The organism is Stieleria mannarensis (genome assembly GCF_014154935.1).
Classification (GTDB): domain Bacteria; phylum Planctomycetota; class Planctomycetia; order Pirellulales; family Pirellulaceae; genus Stieleria; species Stieleria mannarensis.
On sequence record NZ_JACEHH010000004.1, the window covers coordinates 195,295 to 219,837 of the forward strand.

Annotated in this window: 16 protein-coding genes and 1 pseudogene; 7 read left to right on the forward strand and 10 right to left on the reverse strand. The window is 60.0% G+C overall.

Features of this window, described 5'->3' with window-relative positions:
• Positions 1-61: 61 nt before the first annotated feature.
• A complete protein-coding gene (locus tag H1B37_RS04345; RefSeq protein ID WP_182865389.1) occupies positions 62-814 on the reverse strand; it encodes an SDR family NAD(P)-dependent oxidoreductase in 753 nt (250 codons plus the stop codon).
• A 578-nt stretch (positions 815-1,392) separates the two neighbouring features.
• On the opposite strand from H1B37_RS04345, the pseudogene H1B37_RS34280 reads away from it, so the two are divergent.
• Positions 1,393-1,932: pseudogene (locus tag H1B37_RS34280) on the forward strand (chondroitinase-B domain-containing protein); the annotation flags it as partial.
• Positions 1,933-2,132: 200 nt separating this feature from the next.
• Here the strand turns inward: H1B37_RS34280 and H1B37_RS04355 are convergent.
• The 4 genes from H1B37_RS04355 to H1B37_RS04370 form a co-directional block, all read right to left on the reverse strand.
• A complete protein-coding gene (locus H1B37_RS04355) occupies positions 2,133-2,318 on the reverse strand; it encodes a hypothetical protein (RefSeq protein ID WP_182865475.1) in 186 nt (61 codons plus the stop codon).
• Between the two features lie 8 nt (positions 2,319-2,326).
• Complete coding sequence (locus H1B37_RS04360; protein WP_182865390.1) at positions 2,327-4,612, reverse strand: xanthine dehydrogenase family protein molybdopterin-binding subunit; 2,286 nt, start codon at positions 4,610-4,612, stop codon at positions 2,327-2,329.
• Entirely contained in the window at positions 4,609-5,070 is a 462-nt protein-coding gene (locus H1B37_RS04365; protein WP_182865391.1) for a (2Fe-2S)-binding protein, read from the reverse strand. The genes H1B37_RS04360 and H1B37_RS04365 overlap by 4 nt, the downstream gene beginning before the upstream one ends.
• A 151-nt stretch (positions 5,071-5,221) precedes the next feature.
• Positions 5,222-5,965: a nucleotidyltransferase family protein gene (locus tag H1B37_RS04370; protein ID WP_353620775.1), complete on the reverse strand. Its 744-nt coding sequence runs from the start codon at positions 5,963-5,965 to the stop codon at positions 5,222-5,224.
• On the opposite strand from H1B37_RS04370, the gene H1B37_RS04375 reads away from it, so the two are divergent.
• A complete protein-coding gene (locus tag H1B37_RS04375; protein WP_182865393.1) occupies positions 5,905-6,720 on the forward strand; it encodes an XdhC family protein in 816 nt (271 codons plus the stop codon). The genes H1B37_RS04370 and H1B37_RS04375 overlap by 61 nt on opposite strands.
• 21 nt (positions 6,721-6,741) lie before the next feature.
• On the opposite strand, the gene H1B37_RS04380 is transcribed toward H1B37_RS04375, so the two are convergent.
• From H1B37_RS04380 to H1B37_RS04400, 5 genes are all read right to left on the reverse strand, one after another.
• The gene (locus H1B37_RS04380) at positions 6,742-7,530 is read right to left on the reverse strand and encodes an SDR family NAD(P)-dependent oxidoreductase (RefSeq protein ID WP_182865394.1); all 789 of its coding nucleotides are present in this window, start codon (positions 7,528-7,530) and stop codon (positions 6,742-6,744) included.
• A 419-nt stretch (positions 7,531-7,949) separates the two neighbouring features.
• The gene (locus H1B37_RS04385; RefSeq protein WP_182865395.1) at positions 7,950-8,843 is read right to left on the reverse strand and encodes an MBL fold metallo-hydrolase; all 894 of its coding nucleotides are present in this window, start codon (positions 8,841-8,843) and stop codon (positions 7,950-7,952) included.
• A 372-nt stretch (positions 8,844-9,215) separates the two neighbouring features.
• The gene (locus tag H1B37_RS04390; protein WP_182865396.1) at positions 9,216-11,588 is read right to left on the reverse strand and encodes a HEAT repeat domain-containing protein; all 2,373 of its coding nucleotides are present in this window, start codon (positions 11,586-11,588) and stop codon (positions 9,216-9,218) included.
• A complete protein-coding gene (locus H1B37_RS04395) occupies positions 11,585-12,922 on the reverse strand; it encodes a DUF1552 domain-containing protein (protein WP_182865397.1) in 1,338 nt (445 codons plus the stop codon). The genes H1B37_RS04390 and H1B37_RS04395 overlap by 4 nt, the downstream gene beginning before the upstream one ends.
• Positions 12,919-14,835 carry a DUF1592 domain-containing protein gene (locus tag H1B37_RS04400; protein WP_182865398.1) on the reverse strand — a complete coding sequence of 639 codons (1,917 nt, stop codon included), beginning with the start codon at positions 14,833-14,835 and terminating at the stop codon, positions 12,919-12,921. The genes H1B37_RS04395 and H1B37_RS04400 overlap by 4 nt, the downstream gene beginning before the upstream one ends.
• A gap of 512 nt (positions 14,836-15,347) precedes the next feature.
• Here H1B37_RS04400 and H1B37_RS04410 point away from each other — a divergent pair.
• From H1B37_RS04410 to H1B37_RS04430, 5 genes are all read left to right on the forward strand, one after another.
• Positions 15,348-15,740 carry a BlaI/MecI/CopY family transcriptional regulator gene (locus tag H1B37_RS04410; protein ID WP_182865400.1) on the forward strand — a complete coding sequence of 131 codons (393 nt, stop codon included), beginning with the start codon at positions 15,348-15,350 and terminating at the stop codon, positions 15,738-15,740.
• Positions 15,741-15,746: 6 nt separating this feature from the next.
• On the forward strand, positions 15,747-19,616 hold the full coding sequence (locus H1B37_RS04415; protein WP_182865401.1) for a M56 family metallopeptidase: 3,870 nt from the start codon (positions 15,747-15,749) through the stop codon (positions 19,614-19,616).
• A 1-nt stretch (position 19,617) separates the two neighbouring features.
• Positions 19,618-21,096 carry a DEAD/DEAH box helicase gene (locus H1B37_RS04420; RefSeq protein ID WP_182865402.1) on the forward strand — a complete coding sequence of 493 codons (1,479 nt, stop codon included), beginning with the start codon at positions 19,618-19,620 and terminating at the stop codon, positions 21,094-21,096.
• Positions 21,093-22,349 carry a DUF790 family protein gene (locus tag H1B37_RS04425; protein WP_182865403.1) on the forward strand — a complete coding sequence of 419 codons (1,257 nt, stop codon included), beginning with the start codon at positions 21,093-21,095 and terminating at the stop codon, positions 22,347-22,349. The genes H1B37_RS04420 and H1B37_RS04425 overlap by 4 nt, the downstream gene beginning before the upstream one ends.
• A 285-nt stretch (positions 22,350-22,634) precedes the next feature.
• Positions 22,635-24,380, forward strand: a complete 1,746-nt coding sequence (locus H1B37_RS04430) for an amidohydrolase (protein WP_182865404.1) — start codon at positions 22,635-22,637, stop codon at positions 24,378-24,380.
• Positions 24,381-24,543 lie beyond the last annotated feature (163 nt).

Consider the following 24,543-nt stretch of genomic DNA (forward strand, 5'->3'; position numbering starts at 1 on the left):
AACAACCCGTGATGGATCGAGCAGCTCGGCCAATCAATGCACTGCCGATTGTAGCGGAAGACTACAACAGCGTTTGCCCGCCATCGATGCTCAAAATCTGTCCCGTCGCCATCGAGGTCCCGGTGGCAAAGAACAGCACCGCGTCGGCGATGTCGTCCGGCTGAGAGGCCTTGGGGATCGGATAGCCGGCGACCATCGCGTCCAAGTCCCACTTGGGATTGCCCTCCTTGATCCAACGGCTGTCGATCGGGCCGGGACAAACCGCGTTGACACGAACGTCGGGTGCCAAAACACGGGCGAGCGATTTGGTCATCGTGTTCAAGCCCGCTTTGCTCGCGCAGTACGCGATCGACGAACCGCTGCCGGTGATCCCCGCGACCGAACTGACGTTGACAACGCTGCCCGATCCGCCGTGTCGCAACAGATCGGCCGCCGCCCGGGTGACGAAGAAGACGCCTTTCAAGTTGACCGCCAGCATCCGATCCCACATCGCTTCGGTCAGACCTTCCAAGTCGCCGTGCTCGATGAACGACGTCGTCGCGGCGTTGTTGACCAAAACGTCCAACCGCCCGAAGGTTTCTCCGACCTTGAGCACCATTTTGCGGACACGCGCATCGTCGGACACGTCACAGCCTTCCACCAGAACCTTGGCCCCCAACGCCTTGGCATCCGACGCGGTCTGCAACGCCTCGCTTTCGCTGCGCGAGTAATTGACAACGACGTCGTAGCCGCGGCGGGCGAACTGCAGGACACAGGCGCGGCCGACGCCGGTCGCCGAACCGGTCACGAGGGCAACGGGGCGTGATTCAGACATGGAAAGGAATCTAAAAAAGGAAAGAGAATTGGATGATCAAAACCGCCACACGCAAAGGACTTCTCGCAGGCGAGAGTCTCGCGCCGAAAGCGGGGCGACGCACTAAGTTACGAGAAACCCTCCCAAGAAGGGAGGGGCGAGCGCAGCGAGGGGGTTTCCTTCTTGAGTGGTTGTGTTGGAGAGGGAGGTCGGGAGGAGTCGAAAGAGCCCACGGATGGCAGCGCGAACCCACGGATCCCCAACCGCATCACATCCGTGGGTTCGGGCTGCCATCGGTGGGTAATGACAGTCCTTGCGGTCCTGGGAGAGCGGGGGGAGAGCGACGAAACCCCTTCGCTAACAACGACTCAAAAACCTCATGACCTCTGGAAGGGCGAGTGTCTCCCACTGTTTGACGGCACCCAGCCTTGACTCAATGCGTCTGGGGACGATCCCTCAAGGCGAGACACCAACGCTGGACATTCCAGGTCTGCACCCGCGACCGGGCTGAACCTGATACCATAGCGACGAACAGGGGGAAAGAGGCTTAGGAATGGAGAACTTGGACACCACTCGTCGACTGGGATCTCCCGCCGTCATTGCCATTTCGCTGCTCTTCGGCTGGCGTCAGCGATGTCGTCCAACTGCGAACGCACAGCCAACGTCTTGCACACCAATGTCGCATCACCAATTGTTGGTTCGAACAGACGGCGGATTCGGACGTCGGGATCGAGTCTCACTGGCTCTCGATTTATGGAACCGACAACCGCGTCGACCATTGCTATTTCGTTGGAAAGAGGAATCAAGGGACGACGCTGGTCGTTTGGGTCACCGACACGCCGGAGAAGCACCGCATCGACCACAATCACTTCGGACCGCGGCCCAGACTCGGTCGTAACGGCGGCGAAACGATTCGTATCGGGACCAGTGATGTATCCGAACTCTCCGGTGCGACCGTCGTGGAAGACAACTACTTCGAATCCTTGCGTGGCGACGCCGAGCGGGCGGCCCTTTGTTTGATGAACGGCGTCAACGATGGACCGCTTAACGGCTACTCACCGGTTGATGGGGCTGTCGTGGCCAACAACACTTTGATTGACTGCAAGGTGTCGATCGAAATCGGAGTCGGTGCTGGGGAGACACAAGCCGCAGCGCCAACCGATTGTCGGTTCGTGGGAAACGTGTCTGTTCCCATGAAATGGCAACTCTTTCGTGTTCACGCCGTACCAATCAACTTCGTATGTCAAGGAAACTTACAGCAGCGTGCCGACGAGGATCATAACACGCCGATTCAATTCCGACGTGCCGATCTGTCCCAGATACGAGCGGCGACGGACTGCTACGGCCGGATGACGCAAGGACGTTCCGGAACCATTTCCCAGTCGCGGTGGAAAATGACATCGACGGATTCCCACGCATCGAGCGGTCGCTGGCCGGGTGCGATGATCCCGGCACCGCCCGTCGCGTGTGGCCCGGTGCGGACAACACCGGACCGGCGTGGCGGCATCAGCATCACGATTGACACGCCCCCGATTAACTCCACGACAGGTCGTGATCGCGGAGCGGGAGATCGCGGATTCGTTTTCCTGTCGCGGCAAAGATCGCGTTGCAGAGCGCCGGGGCGAACGACGGAACGGTCGTTTCGCCGACACCCGCCGGCGCGGCTTGGCTGTCGACCAAATCGACAATGATTTCACGCGGCGCGTCGCTCATCGTGACCATCGGGTAATCATCGTAATTGCTTTGCTGTGCCCGTCCGTTCTTGAACGTGATCTTCCCGTAACGTGCTTGGGTCGTGGCCATGACCGCCGCGCCTTCGACTTGCGCCCGCACACGATCGGGGCTAACGATCAGCCCCGCGTCCAGCGAAACCCAAACCTTGGGGATCCGCAGTTTTCCATCTTTGGAAATGTCGACTTCGATGACATGGGCGGTGTAACCCAAAAAAGCGCGGCAACATGCAATCCCCAGGCCTCGCCCCTTGGGCAAATCCTTTCCTCGTTGCCAATCGGCACGTTCCGCGACGCGACGCGTGACCGCTTTCAGCCGTCCGATGTCGTAGGGATAGTCCGTCGCCGACGCACCACGGTTGGACAACCCGGCGGCCTCCAGATCCAAATGACGATCTTCGCCCAATAACTCCAGCAAGTACTCATACGGATCGCGGTCGGCGCGATGAGCCAATTCGTCGGCGAAAGACCCGACCGCAAAGTTTTGCTGGATGTGTGCGACCGAACGCAGCCAACCGATCCGCGTGTGCGCGACTGCTTGTCCAACTTCCACGCGCAAGTTGGGGATCTGGTACGGGCAATCGGTCAGCCCCATCTCGACTTCGAACCCGGCTGGTTCCTTGGCCGACGGGTTGAACGTCGAACCGATGGTCGGATAGGCCGCACGGGCCAACCACGCGGTCGGCTTGCCTTTCTCGTCCACGGCGGCTTCCAGATGCAGATGCGACATCGTGTGGAAATAATCGTTGTGAATGTCGTCTTCACGCGTCCAGGTGACGTGCACGGGGCGGCCGAGTTTGCGAGACAACATTGCCGCTTCGACGCAGTAGTCCGGTTTGCTTTTGCGGCCGAACCCGGAACCGAGCAGTGTGACGTTGACGATCACGTCTTCCGGTTTCATGCCCATGGCCGGCCCGACGGCTTGCTGAACCGCTTGGGGGTTCTGGGTGGCCGCGGTGACGACGCACGAAACGACTTTGTCGCCCTCGGTCTTCACATCCGCGACCGCACAAGGCGTCTCCATCGGGGCGTGTGACAAGTGCGGCACGGTGTAGTCGGCGCGGTGCACGTTGTCGCTTTCAGCAATCACCTTGCCCACGTCGCCGTGGTTGCGGACCGCTTTGCCGGGTCGATTGGCCGATTCGGCAAGCGTCTTGGCAAACTGGTCGGTGTCGTAGTTCGCATTTGGCCCCTCCTCCCACTCGATATCAATCGCATCGCGTCCCTGCCAAGCCGCCCAAGTGCTCTGGGCGCAAACGGCGATGCCGCCGAGCGGCTGAAACAGCGGAGCACCGTCGAACTTGGGGATCTCCACCACGTCCACGACGCCGGGAATCTCCATCGCGTCGGCCGCGTCGTATGACTTCACCGCAGCACCGACCACCGGCGGTCGAGCGATGACGGCATAGAGTTGGTTTTCCATCCGGGCATCGATCCCATAGATCGCTTTGCCCGTCAGAATCGCGTCCATGTCCGTGATCGGCGCGTCCTTGCCGATGTAGCGAAATTTCGAGGCCGGTTTCAGTTTCAGTTCATCGGCCGCGGGAACGTCCAGTGTCTTGGCGATCGAAACCAACTCTCCGTATCCGATCGCGCGGTCGCTGCCGGAGTGAACGACGCGGTGGTTGTCACCATGGCATTGGTCGGCGGCGACGTCCCATTGCTGTGCCGCGGCGCGTTCCAACATCGTCCGCGCAGTCGCGCCGGCGATTCGCATCCGGTCAAAAAAGAAACGAATGCTGTTAGAACCATCGGTGTTTTGGTCGCCGAGTCGTTTGTCGCCGATCGCCTGAACGATTTCGACCCGCGCCCAGTCGGCTTCCAATTCGTCGGCGACAATCCGGGGCAAACTGGTCCGGATCCCGGTCCCCATTTCACTGCGGTGAGCCAGGATCGAGACGACTCCGTCGGGCGCGATGGAGACGAACAAGTCGGGATCGAACGATTCGAGGTTCGCTTTGGTGGCCCCGACCACAACCACGTCTTGGCCGTCAGTGACCTTGGCCATCAAGACCAAGGACCCGGCCGAGGCGGCGGCGAGGAAACCGCGACGCGAAATGCCATTGCGAGTTTTGCTGGGAGCATTCATCGGGTCTGCATCTCCTTGGCCGCGGTCTTGATCGCTGCGCGAATACGCGGGTACGTGCCGCAACGACAGATGTTCCACATCTCGCTGTCGATGTCATCGTCGCTGGGATCGTGATTGGATTCCAACATCGCGGCGGCCATCATCATCTGGCCGACCTGGCAATAGCCGCATTGCGGAACGCCGTGTTCCTTCCACGCCTTTTGGACCGGATGCGAACCGTCCTCGGAAAGCCCTTCGATGGTCGTGACTTTCGAATCACCGACCTCGCTGAGCTGAGTGATACAGGACTGGACCGCGACGCCGTCCAGGTGCACGGTGCAGATGCCACACTCGGCGATTCCACAACCGTACTTGGTACCGGTCAATCCGAGCTGGTCACGCAGGACCCACAACAAGGGCGTGTCGTCGGGCACGTCTCCCAGATCGTGGACTTTGCCATTCACGTTGATCGATGTCATGGGGTCCCTTTTGCACTCGCCGAGACAGAACAGGAGAATCAGAGGTCGCCGCGGTTCAGTCTACCAGACCCGACGGGCGCAAGACGACAACGTACAGCACCTGACGACAAGGCACGGCGCCGATTCCCGTCACTGCCTGATTCGATGCGAACTATCCCGTTTCGCGGCTGTTTCTGCGCAGCCGCTCGTACTGTTCGGGTGTGTCGACATCCGTCACCCGCTGGCCGGCTGGAAACGACACGCTCCATTTGGGGTGCCGCTTCACCACTTGATCCACCCCCTCGCCTGCCCGAAGCTGAAACACCGCCGCCATCAGCGGCCACGGCAACAGCACCGGATGCCCCTGTCGATCCCCAAATCGCGGGACCACAATGGTCGACGCATCCGATTCGGTCTCGATCAGCCGGTCGATGATTTCACACGACAGGTTCGGCAGATCCGCCGGCGCGATGAAACAGCGATCTCGGTCGCTCGGGTCGAACAGCGTCTCGATTTCGCGAAGGCCCCATTGCACCGAAGCCTTCATGTCCTGCGGATCGACCTTCGGGTGGACCAGACGCACCGGATGACGATGACACGCATCGCTCAATTCCCGATCCTCCTTCCGCACGACGACAACGATCTCGTCCACCTCGCTGTCGGCCCAGACGCCGAGCACCTGGTCGATCAGCAAACCGTCGCCCCAAGGCAACAGCAATTTCGCGCTGCCCATCCGCATGCTTCTTCCTGCGGCAGGAACGATCGCATAACATTTTGGTGGCGGGTGGTTCACTGTGGGGCCAAGATACTGTGGGGCGGAGACACTGTGGGGCGGAGAATTGGAGCGGTTGCGATATGACCTATGATGTCGTGCAACATCATCAGAAACTGACGTCGCTTCTGCAATCGGAAACACCGTTTGCGACCGTCACGCTGATCGACATCCGCGGCAGCGCCCCTCAGATCACCGGCGCCAAGGCGATCGTGACAACCGCCGGAATCGAATCCGGCACGATCGGCGGCGGCAAGATCGAAGCCGCCGCGATCACACACGCCCAGCGATTGTTGACGGCCACGGAAGGAACCGGTTGCGACTTCGTGGTCTGGAATTTGCAAACCGACATCGGCATGACCTGTGGCGGCGAGGTGAAACTGTTCTTCGAAGTCCACGGCAAAGTCGATTGGCCGATCGCCGTATTCGGAGCCGGACACGTGGCACAGGTGCTCGTTCCGATGCTGTGTCAGTTGCACTGCCGCGTCACCTGCATCGATCCGCGACCGAATTGGTTGGCAAAAATCCCCGAGCATCCCAAGCTGACCAAACGCTGCGTCGAACATCCAAACGAATTGGTCGCCGAGCAGTCGGCAGGGACGTTTTTTGTCTTGATCAGCAAGGGCCACGCAACCGACTTGCCGGTTCTTGCGGAACTTCTGTCGACCCGAGACGCGCCGTACATCGGCGTGATCGGCAGTCCCCAAAAGGCGAGTGTGCTGAAACGCGAATTGAAACAGCGAAACGTCCCGGTGGAAAAACTGAACTCCTACTTCTGCCCCATCGGCATTCCGCTGGGCAACAACACTCCGGCTGAAATCTCGATCAGCATCGTCGCGCAATTGATCCAGCAACGCGACGAACTCGGCGTGCTCGATCACAAGGTCAAGCGGTTTTAGCGTTCTACCGCCATTTCTGATCTACCTTGCCGTCCAGCCGCCGTCGACGACCAGCATGCTGCCGGTCGTGTAACTCGACGCGGGGCTGGCCAGATAGATTGCAGCGCCCTGGATCTCTTCCATCCGCCCCCAGCGATTCAGCGCGACCGCACCGACAATAAACTTCTTGGCTTCTTCGCTATCGGCGATCGGTTCGTTCATCGGCGTCAGAAACGGTCCGGGACAGATGGCATTGACGGTGATGCCGTCGTCGGCGAGTTCGAGTGCCAACGCCCGCGTCATCTGGACGATCGCCCCCTTGCTGGTCGCATAAGGCGTGCGATTGGCCAGTCCCACCAGCCCCAACGTACTGGCCAGGTTGATGATCCGCCCGCGACCACGTCGCTTCATGATCGGAATCACCGCCTTGCAGACCGACCAGACCCCGTCCACGTTGATCTGTTGGACCTTGCGAAAATCGTCGAAAGAAAGATCATCGATCGCACCGCGGATGTTGATGCCCGCATTATTGACCAGGATGTCGACACCGCCGAAATCGTGTTCCACCTTGGAAACCAATGCTTCAATCTGCTGCGGATCGGTCACGTCGGCTTGGATGCCAACCGTTCGCACACCGAAGTGGTCACCAATCTGCCTGGCCGCTTGCTCCGCTTCGTCCGCGTTACGGCTGCAAAGTGCAATGCTGGCGCCGGCCGACGCCAGCCCCGACGCCATCGCATACCCCAATCCCTTGGATCCTCCGGTCACGATGGCAACCTGATTGGTCAGGTCAAACAGTTTGATTCCTGGCAGAACGGCGGTCTCTGACATGTGCTCAACTCCGTGTTGTGTTCGTAAACCGAATGGACTCGTCACCTCGTCCACGACCCAAAAACCGAGCAGCGGCGGAATGCTAGGTTTTGTCCCTAAACCCGGCAAGGGGCGTATGTCGTAGCGGAATTCGCCAAGAATTTCGGCTCTTCTCGTGTGAATTTCTGCGAGGCGAAAGCCTTGGCGGCTTCCGCTACGGGTTTTGTCCCTAAACCCGGCAAGGGGCGTATGTCGTAGCGGAATTCGCCAAGAATTTCGGCTCTTCCCGTGTGAATTTCTGCGCGGCGAAAGCCTTGGCGGCTTCCGCTACGGGTTTTGTCCCTAAACCCGGCAAGGGGCGTATGTTGTAGCGGAATTCGCCAAGAATTTCGGCTCTTCCCGTGTGAATTTCTGCGAGGCGAAAGCCTTGGCGGCTTCCGCTACGGGTTTAGGGACAAAGCCTCGTTGGCCAGAACGTCACGCCCGACTTGCCCCGGCAAGATGACCTTGATGGGGAACTCGATTTTATACCGTTCCCGCAACCGATCGATCGCCTCCAGGATTTGGTGGTCATGGTAACGTGTCGAAAAGTGTCCCAGGATCAGTGTCCCGATCCGGCTGTTGGATGCCATTTCCATCACCTGATCGAGCGCGCTGTGCCGGATCAGACAAGGGTCATCGGCAGCGATCTCGTCGCTGGACAGAAACGTCGATTCGTGAATCAAGACTTCGGCGTCATCATACCGGCCGTCTGTTTCGATCGGCGTGTCACCCGAAAATGCCAACTTGATCCGCCGGTGCTCGTCCGTGATCGCCCGTTCGCCCTTTTGACTGCGAAGCGCGGCGATCTCTTTGCCCGGTTTGCCACGATACTCCGGTTTCAGTTTTCTGCTGACTTCTTCGACGAAGTAGCTGAGACTTTTCGAGTGGCTCGGGACGGTTTCGATGTGACGATTGGCGACGGCGCGGACGACCAAATCGGCTCGCAGTTGGACCTCATCGCCCGGATCCAACGGCAACCACTTGGTCCCCGACACCTGGGGATCGAATTTTCCCGAGAATGCAGCCAATGCCGGAAATGATCCGCAGTGCCGCGGGTAGTGGATCGACAATTCCGGACGCGCGTTGAGCTGGTTGAACTGCAGCAGCCCGGCCAAGTGGTCCCGGTCGGCGTGCGAGAGGAAGACGTGCCGAATCTTTCTCGCTTTTTGCAGCAACCCGGCGGACATCCCATCGCCGCAATCGAACAGGCAGGCGAGTTCGTCGACGAAGTACCAAGTCGAAAACAGCGCCGTGGAATATCCCGTGATCGTCAGTGGTTTGGTCGGACTCATGGGGCGGCTCCTGGTTTCGTTCCGATAACGTCGTGCACCTCTTGCGCGGTTCGCCAGCGGCAATCAACATCATAGCCTAGCATGACTCCCTTGCTTCCCCCGTCCTGCGCATCGAGAAGGGCTGGGGACGTGGGAGCTGCCTGCGGAAATCGGGTAAGAAAATTTCGGGGGTAAGAAAATGACGAAATGCACCCTCCCTTCGATTCAGGCCATTTTCTTACCCTCCAAATCTTCCTGCCTTTCCACCTAACCACAACGTCCTGCGGAGCCGGCGAAAAGGAGGAGAGGGATGGCAGAATGATTCGGGGCAGAATGATGGTGCAATGCCTCCGGACTGCCGTCGGAGGGTTGATCTCAAGAGCGGACCGTGCGCTAATCCCGGCCGCGGATTTCGTCGATCGCTTTCTCGTAAGCCCGTTTCATCCCCCGACTGTCCGTTTCCTTCAACAGACGCTCCAAAATTGGGATCGCCTCGGTCGCCCGTGGACGCACTTTGCCCAGCATGTACAACGAATAGTATTGCTGACGCCGATCGTTGGATTCGATGCCGGCCAGCAACACCGGAACGGCTTCGGGGCCCGCGGTGTTGATCGCCCGCAGCGCGGTCTTCGCAAAGTTCGTGTCTTCCGGAACCGGCAAAAGTCGGAACAACGCCGGCACGGCGGATTTGGCATCGGCCCCCAGTTCACCGAGCGACTCGCCGGCATCGCGTCGGACCGCCCAGTCCGGGTCAGCGAGCCCTTGGATCAACAGCGGCACCGATTTCTGACGGTCGGTTTCGATCTTCGCCAAGCACGCATAGGCGGCCGCACGCAGATCGGCTCGGTCATGGTCGGTCAGCGTGATCACCTGATCGGACAACGAAACGGCTCGGCCCGCCAACGTCGTGACCGATCGCAATGACGCAAGTACGACCGCGTCCTCGGCATCGGCAAGGCCATCGCCAAGGACCACAATCAGGTCCTCGCTGGGGGCGGCGGTCGTCGCCAGAGCGGACGCCGCGGCGGAACGCACCGAGCTGTCTTCGTCACCGACCAATTGCATCAGTCGCGGCGCGCTTCGCCTGGCAGCTTCGCCCACCGCTTCGATCGCCAGTGCCGCCTCACGACGCACCCTCGCGTCGGAATCGTCCAGCCCGAGGATCAACGCGTCGATCACATCGCCGGACGCCGTTTCCATTCTCGCCAAACCGCCGATCGCGTTGCGACGCACCTCGGCGGCGTCATCGTCGAGCGCTTCGAGCATTTGTTTCGTGACCCGCGAGGGGGCGTCGTCGACGTTGGCGACCGCCGACACCGCCGCGGCACGCACTTCGGGTTGCTGGTCCTGGCAGAGCGTTCGGAGCTGCGAGACCACATGGTCGTCCAGTTGCGGGTACCGCCCCAACGCCGCCGCTGCCGAAGCACGCAGACGCGGATCCGCATCATCCAAACAGGCTGCCAAGGGGCCGACCGCAGACGCCGGCACCGTACGCATTTTTCCAATCGCCTGGGCTGCGATCGTTTTGGATCCTCCGGTTTCCGTTCGCAACGCCTTGATCAGCGGTTCCGTCGCGACCGGACCGATTTGTGCAAGCGCCTTGGCCAGACGGGATCGTGAGTGGTCCGCGTCCGAAGCGGCGTCCAAAAGTGCCGGCACCGATGCCGCTCCGATCCGGCGCAGCGCATCGTCGATCGGAGACGGTTGGTCTGCGCCCGTGTCACTGTCATCTTTTGATTCGTTGTCCTGTTTTAGTGACGCGATCAGAGGACCGATCGCCTTGGCACCGCGAGGGCCCAACGTGCCGAGTGCGAACGCGGCGGCATCGCGATGCTGGCTATCGTCGCTTTGCAGAAATTCGATCAGTCGGTCGACCGCGCGATCCGCTGCGTCACCCAGGTTGCGAAGCGCGATCACGCCCCCGCTGCGAACTTGAACGTCCCGATCGACCACGGCATCGATGATCCACTCGATCAACTGATCGTCGGGCTGTGACGCGACCGAAACTGCGACGACCGCGGCCGCTCGCACCGCCGAATCGGGGTCGTGTAACAATTCGATCAAGCGTTCTCGGTAGGGGGCCGCGTGTTGTTTCGTCTTTGCCAACCCCTCGGCCGCGATGCCGCGCACCGCCGCGTCTTCGCTACCCAGTGCAGCGCCCAGCGAGTCCGCCGCCGCCGGTCCCAGCCGAGACAGCGAGGCGGCCGCTTGCCGCCGCACGTCGGGATCGTCGTCACGCACCGCATCGTTCAAGTGTTCCAGCAAACGATCGGCATCGCCGTCCATCCATCCCATCGCATCGAGGGCTGCAATTCGGCGTCGTGTCGAATCGTCCTTCGCCGCGTCGACCAACGCCGGGACCGCCGCTGATCCGATTTTTGAAAGCACCCATCCGGATCGATAACGCCGTTGTTGATCATCATCACCCAAGCTTTGGACCAGCGCCTCGATGGCCGGTTCTGCCTCGGGGCCGATTCTTGCCACCGCCATCGCCGACTGCATCCAAACCTGATCGTCGCGATCGCCCAACCCCTTGATCAACGCATCGATCGCCGGCAACGCATCTTGGCCGATCCGCGCCAGCGAATACGCTGCGTCCCGCCGCTCGTCCATTTCGACACTCGTCAGCGCCGCGGCCCACTCGTCGACCTTCGATGCTTCGTCGTCGCCACGCGGACTGTCACCGGGCGGATCGGCGGCAGGCGAGCTGACGCCACACGCCAGCACCAATGCGACCGTCAACCATCGTTGCCGCGTGACGTTCAAAGTTGCAGCTCCGAAAGGCGTCCGGTGCTGTCACCGACGAAATCGACGGGCGTTCCGAATCGGTCCAGCATCGACAGGAACAAATTGCACATCGGCGTTTCGGGAGCGACACGGACGTGGCGTCCCAAGTCGATCTGGCGGCCGCCGGCCAACAGAATGGGCAGGTTTTCGTTGTTATGCCGATCGCCGTCGCTGATCGCACTGCCGTAGCAGACCGAGGTGTGGTCGAGCAACGAGCCTTGTTGGCCGTCGGGCGTCGATTTCAGTTTCTGCAACAAGTAAGACAACTGAGCGACGTGAAATTGATTGATCCTTCGCAGCTTGTCGTGCTTTTCGGAATCACCGCCGTGGTGCGACAGGTTGTGGTGCCCCTCGCCGACGCCGATGTGTCGATAGCTTCGATTGCTGCCGGCATCGGCAAACATGAACGTGGCGATTCGCGTCCGGTCGGTTTGGAACGCCAACACCATCATGTCGCACATCAATCGAATGTGTTCGCCGTAATCCTTGGGCGTCCCCGCGGGGATCGGATAGTCGACGTCTTCGGAAACATCGAAGTCATCGTCGGTGCGTTCCATCCGCTTTTCAACATTGCGAACGCCATCCAAGTATTCGTCCAGCTTCCGCCGGTCGTTGCGTCCGAGTTTGGATTGCAATCGCTTGGCGTCATTGGCGACGAAGTCCAGGATGCTTTTGCGAAGGGCTTCGCGGCGCATCGCGTTCTGATCGTGCTCGACCGGCGTCCCATCACCGAACAATCGCTGGAACACCAATCGCGGGTTGATCTCCTTGCTGACCGGCGTTGATTCGGATGACCAGGCGATGTTGGATGAATAGGCACAGCTGTATCCGCTGTCGCAATTCCCCGCGCTGCGTCCCGGTTCGATCCCCAGTTCGATCGAGGGGAATCGTGTGGCGTGACCGGCGGCTTGTGCGGCGACTTGATCGACCGAAACCCCCGAACGCAATCCGCCTTCCTTTCGCGGCTGGGCGCCGGTCAAAAACACCGACGCGCTGCGGGCATGGTCACCGGGCCCATCGCCGTTGGCACGACCTTTGTCGTGTGTCAGTCCGCTGATCACCAACACGTCGTCTTGAACCGGTGCCAGGGGCGACAGGGTGAACGGCAGGTCATAGCCGTAGCCTTCTAGTTGCGGCGTCCAGTCCGGCAGATGCACGCCGTTGGGCACAAAGATGAACGCCATCCGGTCGGGCGAGGTGGACGATGCGGCGACGGCTTTCGGGGCCGTTGATTCCATCCACGGCAGCGCGAGCGAAACCCCCAACCCTCGCAGGATCGTTCGTCGTGACAGTCGGCTCGTTTGAATACTCATTGATCTCGCTTCCTCTCCCGCATCATAAAGGGATCACTGGTGACGATTGCCGTCACAAGCGAACTGAATCGATAGCCGTCGTTTTCAAGTGCTGCCACCACGGACTTGACCGTGCATCGGTCGTAGGAGGTTAAACCCCGCCCCAACGCATAAGTTAGCAATTTACCGGCCAAGCACTTGCAGAATTGCTCGCTTTTTTCCTGAACCAGGATCTGCATCAGCTCCTCGGCCCCGTCAAAGGCGACTCCACCGGGCAACTCGCCGGAGGCGTCAATCTCGAATGCACCGTCGCGCTGGCGATATGCCCCCACGGCGTCAAAGTTTTCCATCCCGAACCCCAACGCATCCATCTTGCGATGACAGACCGCACAGGACTCGTTGGCGCGGTGTTCTTCCATCTGCTCACGCAGCGACCCCAGCACCACGCCGCCTTCCTCCAGCTCCGGCACATCCGCGGGTGGCGGTGGTGGCGGTTCAGCCAGGATGTTCTCCAAAATCCATTTCCCGCGTTTGACCGGTGACGTCCGCGTCGGGTTGGACGTCAGCATCAAAATACTCGAATGGGTCAACACGCCGCGTCGACCGGCCGGCAACGAAACTTTCTGAAACGAATCGCCGTGGATCGAATCGATGCCGTAATGTCGCGCCAGACGTTCGTTGACGTAGGTGTAATCCGCGTTCAAGAATTCCAAGATGCTGTGGTCCTCGCGAACCACTTGCTCAAAGAACGTCTCCGTCTCACGCCGCATCGATCGGCGGAGCGATTCGTCAACGTCGGGAAAACGAACCGGGTCGGGCATCAACGACGACACATCGCGAAGCTGCAGCCACTGACCGGCGAAGTTGTCGACCAACGCTTGCGACTTGGGGTCGGCCAACATCCGTTTCGCCTCGGCCGCCAACACGTCCCTGTTGGTCAGTTCGCCCGACCCAGCCAACTCGAACAGCCGCTCGTCCGGCATGCTGCTCCACAGGAAGTACGACAACCGTGTGGCGAGTTCGTAGCCGTCCAGCGAGCGAATCCCGTCTTCATCGTCGGGTTCCGGATCACGTTCGACGCGGAACAAAAAGTTCGGGTGGATCAGGATCGCCGTAACGACGGTCTGAAAGATTTCGTCTTTCTCCGCACCACGCTCAAACGCGCCGCGCATGATCGCAAACAGACGGTCGGATTCGTCATCGGTGATCGGTCTGCGGAAGGCTCGGGACGCAAACTGCCGAATGTTCTCACGCGCGACCGCGACCTGTTCCTCTTCATTGGCCGCTTCGCGAGGCAGTACGCGTTTCTTCGCTTGCTCGTCCGCCAACGCCTTTTCGGCGATCGTCGCGGCGGCTTGCAAGTACTTTTCGAATAAGATCGGTGGGATCGTCAACACTTCGCCCACGTTGTCAAACCCGTGGGCGACGTCGTCGGACGGGAAGTCATCGGCCAGGTTTAGGTCCAGCCCGAAAAGGTCACGGATCGTGTTGTTGTATTCGGCTTTATTCAGGCGACGAATGGTGACGCGGCCCGGGTGTTTGGCCGAACTGCAATCGAACGACGAAAACTCAGCCTCGATCGCCGCGGCCAGCGACGCGATCTCGTCGGTCGTCGGTTGCGAATGATCGGCCGGCGGCATTTGGTGTTCCTCGACTAGCCGCAGCACTTTTTCCCAGAACTCGTAGTTCTCTTGGATGTTGGCCGAATCTTCGAAGCGGTCAAAGCTGACTTCGCCCTCGAAATCATCGCCGCTGTGACAGACGACGCAGTGCGTCTGGAGAAACGGAGCGATGTTGGTCGAATAGTTCGTCGCCTGGACGTCATCGACAGGCAATTCGTCCGCCGAGACGATCCCGGTGCTCTGGCAGATCACGCTGATCCAGACCATCCAGGCGAAGCGGGTCAAACAGAACTTGCGTTGAATTGCAGGCATTGGCGGGGCGATGGATGGTCGGCGGGGCACCGTCGGCTCTGGCTCGGCAACGTGTTGCAAACCAAACGCCTCCGGAGAGTTCGCCGGCGGCGCGGCGAGGGGGGCACGCCGGCAGGCCACCGGCATCGCGCATTATCACCTGTCGACCAGCGAAACGCAAATTTCACCGGCATTCCAATTCGTGGGATAGGCTTCCAGCCTGTCATCCCACGTCCCTTGCTTGACGGATGCCCTCGGCGAGCACCTTCAGAAGCGCTTTGCCGTCGCCAGAATGGATCGCCGATTGATCGAGCCAAAGCCCCGGAAACAGACCGCTCTTGAAAATACCATCGGCCGGTGGCAAATCGACATGCACTCCATTGTCCAAACCCCACCAAAACATTCAGGGAAATCCGCTGCCATCCTAGCACGCCAACACCACCCGGACCAAAAAAAGCTTGACATCCGGCCGCGACAATAATCTAATTTCTTCGACAATCGAATTCCTTCGACATTCAAGGCTGGAGCGATAGATGTCGCGTCGCGTTTCGAAACATCCGACCGAATTAGAACTTGAGATCCTGCGGGTGCTATGGCAAACCGGCCCGCTCACCGGACAGGCGATCCGGGCGGCGCTTGAGCCCGATCGTTCGCTGACCTATCAGTCGGTGATGACCGTCCTGGGGATCATGGAGGAGAAACGCTATGTGACTCGCAAGAAATCCGACGGCCGCTATGAGTATCGCGCCCGGGTTTCGAAGGCGGCGACCGCCAAGCGGATGATGCGTGATCTGGTCGATCGATTATTCGATGGTTCCGCAGCGTCGGCGATGATCAACTTGCTCGAATCGTCGGATCTAAGTGATGAAGAGCTGAAGGAACTCCGTGCGGAAATGAACCGTCCCCCAAAGAAAGGCAATCGGTGAACCAAAATGTTATTTTTTGACCACGATCTTCAGCTCCGCCTGGGGCTTGCATTGGTCCACTTCCTCTGGATCGCCTGCATCCCCGCGGCGTTGTTCGCACTCACGGTTCGCTTGATCGACGTGAACTCGGTGGACGCCCGTTACCGCTGCAGCATCCTGACGCTCGGCTGCCTGTTGCCGCTGTTCGGCGTCGCGTTCTGGCTGGCCGGCACACGTCAAACCGCACCAAACACCTCGGCGGCTGAATCCGGCGTCCATTCCCCGCAATTCGTTGTCGGTTCAATGGTCAATGTGCCCACGGACACCGCCACCGAGCCAGCGGTTGAGGTTTCAGCGTCAAACGTACCAGCGAGCGTGGCGGCAAGCATGCCGGATCGAATGCCCGGTCCAACCATTGCCCACGCCCAGGATTCAGAGATCCACGTCGCGGATTCTTGGGCGACGTACGTGACGATGGCCTATTTGTTCGGTGTGCTAGCGTTCACGTTGCGGCTGACCCGAGGCTACTGGCTGTGCCGGCGAATGCGGCGGCGTGCGTCTGCTGTGACCGATCCGGCCATGCTGCAACTGGTCGACCGCATTGCCGGACAAATGGTGTTGCGGACACCACCGATGGTGATGTGGTGCCGACAAACCATGGTGCCAACCGTCGTGGGGATCGTGCGCCCGGTGGTATTGCTGCCCGTTGCCCTCACCAATGGAGTCTCGATCGAGCAGATCGAACATGTCTTACGGCACGAGTTCATTCACCTGCGCCGCGGCGATGCGCTGGTCAACTTTTTGCAAGGCGTCGTTGAAACCCTGCTTTTCTTTCATCCCTTGGTCTGGTGGATCTCGCGTCAGGTGCGTTTGTATCGCGAGTTGTCTTGTGACGTTGCGGTCGTCAGCGACGGTATCGATCCGACGCAATACGCCGGAACGTTGATTGATGTCGCAACGATTAGCCGTGCGGCACTGGGGCACCGTCGACCGCCTGCGCTCGCTGCGGTTTCATCAATTTCATCACGATCGCATCTGCGAACTCGGCTTGAGCGGTTACTCGGTCGCTCCACCGCTCCCCCAACCCGATCGACACGTTTGGCCGATGGAGCGAGCTTGATGGCCGTGTTGCTGCTCGTCGCTGCGCCGCTTGCCAGTGCGTTGCTTGTCAGTGGGCTGTTCGGTCCAACGCGGGACGCCGTCCTCGCCTCCCCTCAAGTTCCAAACACGTCGACGCCGACACTTCCAGACGACGTGCCCCGTGCAATGCCTCGGGATATCCAACCGACGGAGTTGGCCGGGATCGTTGTCGACGCCGAAGGCAACCCGTTGCCGGGGGTGACCGTCGATGCCTGGAGCTGGCACCCCGGCGACGAGACCACGACGAATGAGAACGGAGTGTTTCGATTTCGACCGGAAAGTGAGAACGGACGCTCGAAGGTCGAAGTGCGTTGGATGAAACCTGGGTATTCACCCCACTACGTCGCCCAGCAACCTGTCGGTGTCAGTGACCTGGTGATCACGCTGGATAAGACGACCTTCATCGAAGGCAGCGTCACCGCTGCTGATGGATCTCCGGCAGCCGGTGTGACCGTTCGTGCTGTGCAAAAGGATATCAAGGGCGACGGCGTGCTGATCGGCGAAGTCCCCACGGAAACCACCACGGACGAATCCGGCAAGTATCGCTTGTACGTGCATCCCGATCATTACGAGATTTCCGTCGCCAGCCCGCTCGGGGTTGCTAGAACAGAAGCCTTCAACGTCCTTCGCGGCCAGGCACTGAAAAAATCCATTCAACTTGCCCCCGGAGTTCGCTTCGAAGCGATCGTTAAAGATGCCGTCAGCGGTGAGCCGTTTAGCGGGCTGGTTCTTTGGAATTTTCCGCAAAGACAATTTCAAGGCACATCTGATGACGACGGACGACTCGTGATCGAAGGGCTGTTGCCCGGTGAATTCGAATTCTCTGTCGGCGCCGGGGACCCGATCGAGTATCGCGGAATGAAGTTTCACGGCAACGGTCCGCTTGGGCGTTGGTGGTCGCCGCAAGCCAAACATCCATGGCAGCAACACGACCTGACGCCGGAGCAGTTTCAACGGAACTTTGACGACCTGACCTTTGACCTCTCACCTGACATGGCTCCGGTGGAGATTTTTGTCGAGGCGGGGGTCAAATTTCGTGGTCACGTCTATGCCCCGGACGGAACCCCGCGTGCCGGCGCGACCGTGGCGCCGGCCAAGACCGGCAGCGGTAATTCCTTGACCGGCGACACGCGTTTCAGTGCAACGACCGAAGCGGATGGTTCCTACAAAGTCGTGATGCCGGCAGGCAACGCGTTCAAATACAACCTGATGGCGTTTGACGGCGAATACAGCAAGTGGCGAAAGTGGGGCGCGGTCGCCCGCAAGCCGCTGACCACCCGGCCGGGACAAACGATCGCGGACTATGATTTCACGCTCACTCGCGGTGCCACCGTTCGGGGCAAAGTCACATCGATCGACGACGAGGCGCCGCCACGCAAAGTCCGCGCCCACGCCGCCGATCTGCGCGGCAATCGCTACTACGATCCGACGGTCGAAGTCCGCCCCGATGGAACGTTCGAACTTGGCGGCCTGCGCCCCGGCAAGCACTACATCCAGGTCTCACCCTTCTGGCTGGCCGCAGCGGATGCGGAAAACGGTTCCTCTGTCGTCGTCGACGTCGCCGAGGGCGAGGTCCGTGAGGGGGTTGAGTTGCAGGCCGTCACGCCAAAGGAAACCACGTTCGATCCGCGGAACAAGCCGAATCAACCGGTTGACACTCCGGCGGCGACCAGCGTGATTGCCCCCACCGCGGGTGGTGCCATCTTCATGGCCAAAGACAAAATATTCTCGACTCCCTGCTTTGATGAAGCATCCATGTACTTCGGCGCGTGCGACGGTAATTTTTACTGTCTCGACAAAGTGACCGGAGAATTGAAGTGGAAAGTCGAAGGCCTGCAACGTGTCGATTCCAATCCCGTTCTCTATGAGGACAAGGTGTTTTTTACGAGTTATGCCAAGGCAGGGCACCGATGCTATGCCGTGCAAGCGAAAACCGGGAAGCCGGTTTGGGAAAAGCCGGTCAAAGGATGTGGATTCAATCATCCGTTGATCCATCAGGGAAACCTTTTGATCGCCGGGACGAATCGGTTGTTCAGCCTTGATCCGGATACCGGACGCGAAATCATCGCGTATCCGATCAACTTCAACGGCGACGCGATCAACACAGTGATCGCTACCAAAGCCAATCAGATTCTTGCGCTCGTTACGACGGACTACCAGGCAAACGACTCTACGGGCATCGCTTCCCTGATGTGTTTCCGTTCCGGAGTTCAAACTCCGGAATGGACGCTGCCATTGGGCGGTTGCAACTTCGGCGGGCTTCGCTGCGACGAACAACGATGCTACTTTGGGACGCGCGACGGCCGGTTCAACGCGGTCGATTTAATGACGGGGAAGCCGGCTTGGCGATATGATTGTTCTGCTGACTTCGTCGACCGCGAGCATGTTTGGCCCCATGATGTGATCGACAACAATGACAGTCTTGTCGTTGTGTGTTCGCATCAAAATCTGGACGATCCCGATGCGATGATTTGCGTCGACAAGGCAACCGGCACGAAACGCTGGTCGCTCGTCCACTCCACCGGACTCGCGAAGGCAAACGCCGTGACCGGCGACGCGATCATCACTGTCGGGCTCGATTACAAGTTGATGCGAATCGACCGTGCCACCGGTAACGTGCAATTCGCCGGTGCTCTGCCGACTCGTGATCGTTATCCAAACGGCGAGTTCTACGCCGTTGCCGTGGACGACGGCTTCGCATTCATTGTCGATGCGGCAAAGCAGGTCTGGCGATATGATGTGAGCAAGTTGAAATGACTTGACCGCCGAAAATGCCGTTTCGCAGCCCCCCGTGATGGAAGAAGACAGCCCCCGACCACACGTCGATTTTCATCAGGGGACGGTGCGGCTGTTCGGTTTGTCGCGGCGGTTCGTCGAGAAAGCACTGGCCGACATCCCGCTCGCATGGGACGAACGCGATGACTGCTTTCGAACCGACGCGATGCATGCCGATGCGATCCGGCAGGGGCTGGAACACTCGTTGGCCGGCCGGCTGGACTGGCAGGTCGGACGCGATGCGGGGGCGGCGGAGTTTCGCCCGCTGGCGATCAACGATCTGCGTCAGGTAACGCTCCGCGGCGATCAAGAGCAAGCGGTCAAGGCATTCGAGACCGGCGGTCGCCGCGGGTTGGTCGTGATGCCCACCGGCACCGGCAAGACGGTCGTGGCGATCGAACTGATGATCCGCTACCGATGCAGCACGCTGGTCGTCGTTCCCGTCCGCGACCTGATGTACCAGTGGCACGCCAAGATCCTGGAAGCGACGGGCATCGACGCCGGGCTGATCGGTGACGGTGTGCACCGCGTCAGCCCGATCAGCGTGACGACCTATGACAGCGCCGCGATCCACATGCCGCGGATCGGCGACCGTTTCCAAATGATCATCTTTGACGAAGTCCACCATCTGGCCGGGCCCTGGCGCAGTGACGCGGCTCGGATGTCGATCGCAGCGATCCGCCTGGGACTGACCGCGACACTTCCAGGCGACGACCAGCGCACCGAGCGATTGCACCATCTGGTCGGCCCGACGCTGTACCGACAATCGATCGCCGAAGCGTCTGGAAAATCGTTGGCCGATTACAGCGTGCACCGCATCGCCGTCCGTTTGACCGATGACGAACAACAACGCTACCGAGACTATTCGCTGCAGATCCAAACATTCGTTTACCAGCAGCGGCAGATCGACCCAAAGTTCAAATGGGACGACACCTACGCCCTTTCCGCCGCGACGAAGCAAGAACCCGACCGCGCCCGCGACGCCGTCATCGCGATGCGGGCCTTTCGGCTGAAACGTCAAATCGAAGAGCACGCCGACGCGAAACTGCGGATGCTGGAAGATCTGTTTCGACTACACTGCGACGAATCGATCATCGTCTTCACTGGATCCAACGTGATGGCCCGCAAAATCTCGACGCGGTTCCTGGTGCCATGCTTGCTTTCCCACTGCGGAAAGAAAGAACGCCGGGAGTGGTTGGCGGGTTTTGCCGAGGGGCGTTACCGTGTGCTGGTGGCCAATCGCGTGTTGGACGAAGGCGTTGATTTACCGGAAGTCAAAACGGCGATCGTATTGGGCGGGCTGTCCAGCCAACGCCAGGCGATCCAGCGACTCGGTCGCGTGTTGCGCAAGGGTGCCGGCGGCCGGCGCGCCAGACTGTACGAAGTCGTCGTCGAAGACACGCGTGAAGTCACCCGCAGCCGTGATCGCCGTCGCAACGAAGCCTATCGGCCAACGCGATGATCCGCAGCGAACACAGTATCGTCCAGTACGACTTCCAACGGATGGTCGTCCGCCCCGATCGGCTGCATCGCAGCACCGACGCCGACTATTTGCCGGCCGCAAAACAAATGCTTCGCATTTATCGCGACGGGATCGGCAGCGCGCGACAGGCGCTGCACGGACGGATCGAGAGCTGTTTGAATCGGTTGTCCGGATGTCCACCACGACGCATCGCCGCGTTTTGCAAGTTGCTGGACGATCAATCCGAGTACCACTCCGACCGTAAAGCCGTCTTACAACTCAGGCGCCAGGTATTCGACTTCGCCGCCGACCGGCATCCGATCGTCGAGCACCGCGAAGGGATCTTTGACAACGAAATCCAACAGGTCCGCAGCGAACTCGCCGCAGCTCTCGGGCGACCCTGGCCGGAAATCGAAGCCGATCTGTTCAGAGACGTGTTGGAATTGCAGCGTCTTGAGAAGTTCGATTCTTCGCTGACACCGGCTCAATTGTTGGCCGCCTACAACGTCGCCCAAACTCAAGCGGCGCTGTATCGCGCGACACGCGTCCGCATCGACGCAAGCGAAGATTTTAAGACGATCATCCGTCATGCGAAATTGGCCGGATTGATGCATCGGATCGATCTGGTTTCCTCGGCCAAGCATCCCCGCTACCGATTCATCTTTGACGGACCGCAAACGGTACTCCGTCAATCGACTCGCTACGGCATTCGGTTCGCGGCTCTGGCTGCCAAGCTACTCGCCTTGAAAGGCTGGCACCTGACAGCGGAAGTCCTGGGGCCGAGGAAACAACGGTTCCGAATGGACCTGTCGCCGGCCGATGGTTTGACCAGCACGCTCAACGCCCCGGACGCATTCGATTCATCCTTGGAAGCAGAGGTCGACGCCGCCTGGCAAAAAGCACCGATCGAAGGTTGGATTTGGCAACGCGAATCGCAGTTGCTCGTCCGAGGCCAATCCGTGATGACGCCCGACTTTTCGCTGTACAATCAGCAACGCAATCTGCTGGTCTACGTCGAAGTCATCGGCTTTTGGACACCGGAGTACTTGGAGGAGAAGAGTCGCCGGCTGAAGGAGTTCGCCACCCTGCTACCCACAGGTTCACGCCCTGTCGAGACGCCCCGATGGTTGCTGATCGTCGCAAAACAGCAGGAAGCTGATCTGCAGCAACGCTTCGCCGACTTGCAGCTTCCGATCATCGGCTTCGACAAAAAAACAAAACCAAAATCCTGGATCGACGCGATCGACGGATGACACAGCCTTCCTCCATCGTCTTGCCCCATCATTCTGCCTCCCCTCCCACAAATCCCATCGGCCCGACCGAGCACGTCGAACCGATGAAGGGGTAGGAAGATTTTGAAGGTAGGAAAATTGGTGCATTCGACTGGATAGAACATAACGTCATTTTCTTACCTTCCAAATCTTCTTACCTATCATTAGCTGCATCGGACGTCCCATCCATGCCCCCATTTTTTGACCACTCCATTTTTTGACCACCAACTCTCCCGTCCCTCCCCCGCCACCCCACGAGTCCCATTGATGCATCTTCGTCTTGCCATCGCCGTCCTCACCTGGTGCATCCCCGCCGGCCTGGTCCCCACCGCGGGCCTGGTCCCCGCCGCCGACTTGGTCCTGCGCGGCGGCAAGATCGTGACCGTCGATCCGCAGTTCCGCATCGTCCAGGCGATGGCGGTCCACGAGGGGCGGGTCGTCGCCCTGGGAACCGACGAACAGATCGCGTCGCAGATCGACGAACAAACGCAAATCGTCGACCTGGGCGGCCGCATGGTCTTGCCCGGCCTGATCGACTCACACGTCCATCCGACCGGTGCCAGCCAATACGAAGCGGACCACGAGATCCCGCCGATGGAAACGATCGACGACGTCTTGAACTATGTCCGTGGCCGAGCCGCCGTGGTTCCCAAAGGCGAGTGGATTGTGCTGCAGCAAGTCTTCATCACCCGTTTGCGAGAACAGCGTTTCCCCACCCGCGCGGAACTTGATTCGGTCGCCCCCGATCATCCCGTCTGGTTTCGCACCGGGCCCGACGGCAGCGCCAACTCGCTGGCGCTATCGGAGAACGGGATCGACAAAGCCTTTGCCGCCAAGTATCCCGATCAAGTCGCCGTCGACCCCTCCACCGGCGCGCCGACCGGCGTGATCCGGCGATCCTCCTCGATCTTGAAAACACGTCCGGACAAAAGTCGAAAGTCGTTGTCGCAAGACGAGCGTGATGATCGACTGGTCGAACTACTCAAGGACTACAACCGCTGGGGGATCACCGGAATCATCGATCGCAACTGCAGCGATTCGGCCCGCGCCCAGTACGCCAGACTGTTGCAATCGGATCGCTTAACGACTCGAGTGCGACTGTCACGTTCGCTTTCCCCAAATGCGGAGCTTTCGCAAATCGATCAACGCCTGGACGAGATCGCATCCGACCCGCTGTTCAAACAACCCGACCCGCGACTCGCCGTGATCGGCGTGAAGGTCTTCGAAGATGGTGGCATGCTGACCGGCAGCGCCTATTTCACGCGACCCTGGGGAACCAGCACGATCTACGGGATCGTCGATCCGCGGTACCGAGGCATGCAGTTCATCGATGATGACCGGCTGGAACAACTCGTGCGGATGTGCGCCAGCCATGGGTTGGCGTTCACGGCCCATTGCCAGGGCGATGCCGCCGTCGAAGCACTGGTGGAGGCCTACGGACGGGTTGATCACGACATCCCGATCGCACCGACACGTTCGTCGATCACGCACAGCAGTTTCATGAGTCCTAGAGCGATCGCTGGTGCGGCGAAGCTGGGGGTGGGAGTGGACCTGCAACCGGCATGGTTGTACCTGGATGCCCGAACCTTGGTCGCCCAGTTCGGCAGCGAGCGTTTGACACACTTCGTTCCGCTACGCAGTCTATTGGAGGCCGGTGTGGTGGCCGGGGGCGGCAGCGATCACATGCAAAAGATCGGCTCGCTGCGTAGCGTGAACCCCTACAATCCCTTTCTGGGCATGTGGGTCGCCGTCACGCGGACGGCTCGTTGGCACGACGAACCGATCCACCGCGAGCAAGCCCTGACGCGTGAGCAGATGATTCGCTTTTACACGATCAACAACGCGTGGTTGATGCGAGCCGAAGATGAGATCGGGTCGTTGGAAGTCGGCAAGCGAGCGGACATTGTGGTGATCGACCGCGACCTGCTGACGTGCAGTGACGACGAAATCCGGGACACGCTGGTCGAGTCCACGTGGCTGGACGGCCGGCCGGTCTATCAATCACAACCCTAATCCCCCCGACCTTCAACCGCAGTCGAAGAGGTCACCAATGGTCATTTCGATGTGGCTGGCAAAGACGATTGCTTGGGGGGGCCAAACGATTCAGTGGTCAAATAAATCACAACCAACCGGCATCATCATTTGCCCCCGATTTTTCGACCCCCGTCCCCACCAA

Coding starts and splice junctions, on each gene's coding strand:
- H1B37_RS04345 (WP_182865389.1), bottom strand. CDS start 814: ATGTCTGAATCACGCCCCGTTGCCCTCGTGACCGGTTCGGCGACCGGC.
- H1B37_RS04360 (WP_182865390.1), bottom strand. CDS start 4,612: ATGAATGCTCCCAGCAAAACTCGCAATGGCATTTCGCGTCGCGGTTTC.
- H1B37_RS04365 (WP_182865391.1), bottom strand. CDS start 5,070: ATGACATCGATCAACGTGAATGGCAAAGTCCACGATCTGGGAGACGTG.
- H1B37_RS04375 (WP_182865393.1), top strand. CDS start 5,905: ATGACCTATGATGTCGTGCAACATCATCAGAAACTGACGTCGCTTCTG.
- H1B37_RS04380 (WP_182865394.1), bottom strand. CDS start 7,530: ATGTCAGAGACCGCCGTTCTGCCAGGAATCAAACTGTTTGACCTGACC.
- H1B37_RS04385 (WP_182865395.1), bottom strand. CDS start 8,843: ATGAGTCCGACCAAACCACTGACGATCACGGGATATTCCACGGCGCTG.
- H1B37_RS04395 (WP_182865397.1), bottom strand. CDS start 12,922: ATGAGTATTCAAACGAGCCGACTGTCACGACGAACGATCCTGCGAGGG.
- H1B37_RS04400 (WP_182865398.1), bottom strand. CDS start 14,835: ATGCCTGCAATTCAACGCAAGTTCTGTTTGACCCGCTTCGCCTGGATG.
- H1B37_RS04410 (WP_182865400.1), top strand. CDS start 15,348: ATGTCGCGTCGCGTTTCGAAACATCCGACCGAATTAGAACTTGAGATC.
- H1B37_RS04415 (WP_182865401.1), top strand. CDS start 15,747: ATGTTATTTTTTGACCACGATCTTCAGCTCCGCCTGGGGCTTGCATTG.
- H1B37_RS04425 (WP_182865403.1), top strand. CDS start 21,093: ATGATCCGCAGCGAACACAGTATCGTCCAGTACGACTTCCAACGGATG.
- H1B37_RS04430 (WP_182865404.1), top strand. CDS start 22,635: ATGCATCTTCGTCTTGCCATCGCCGTCCTCACCTGGTGCATCCCCGCC.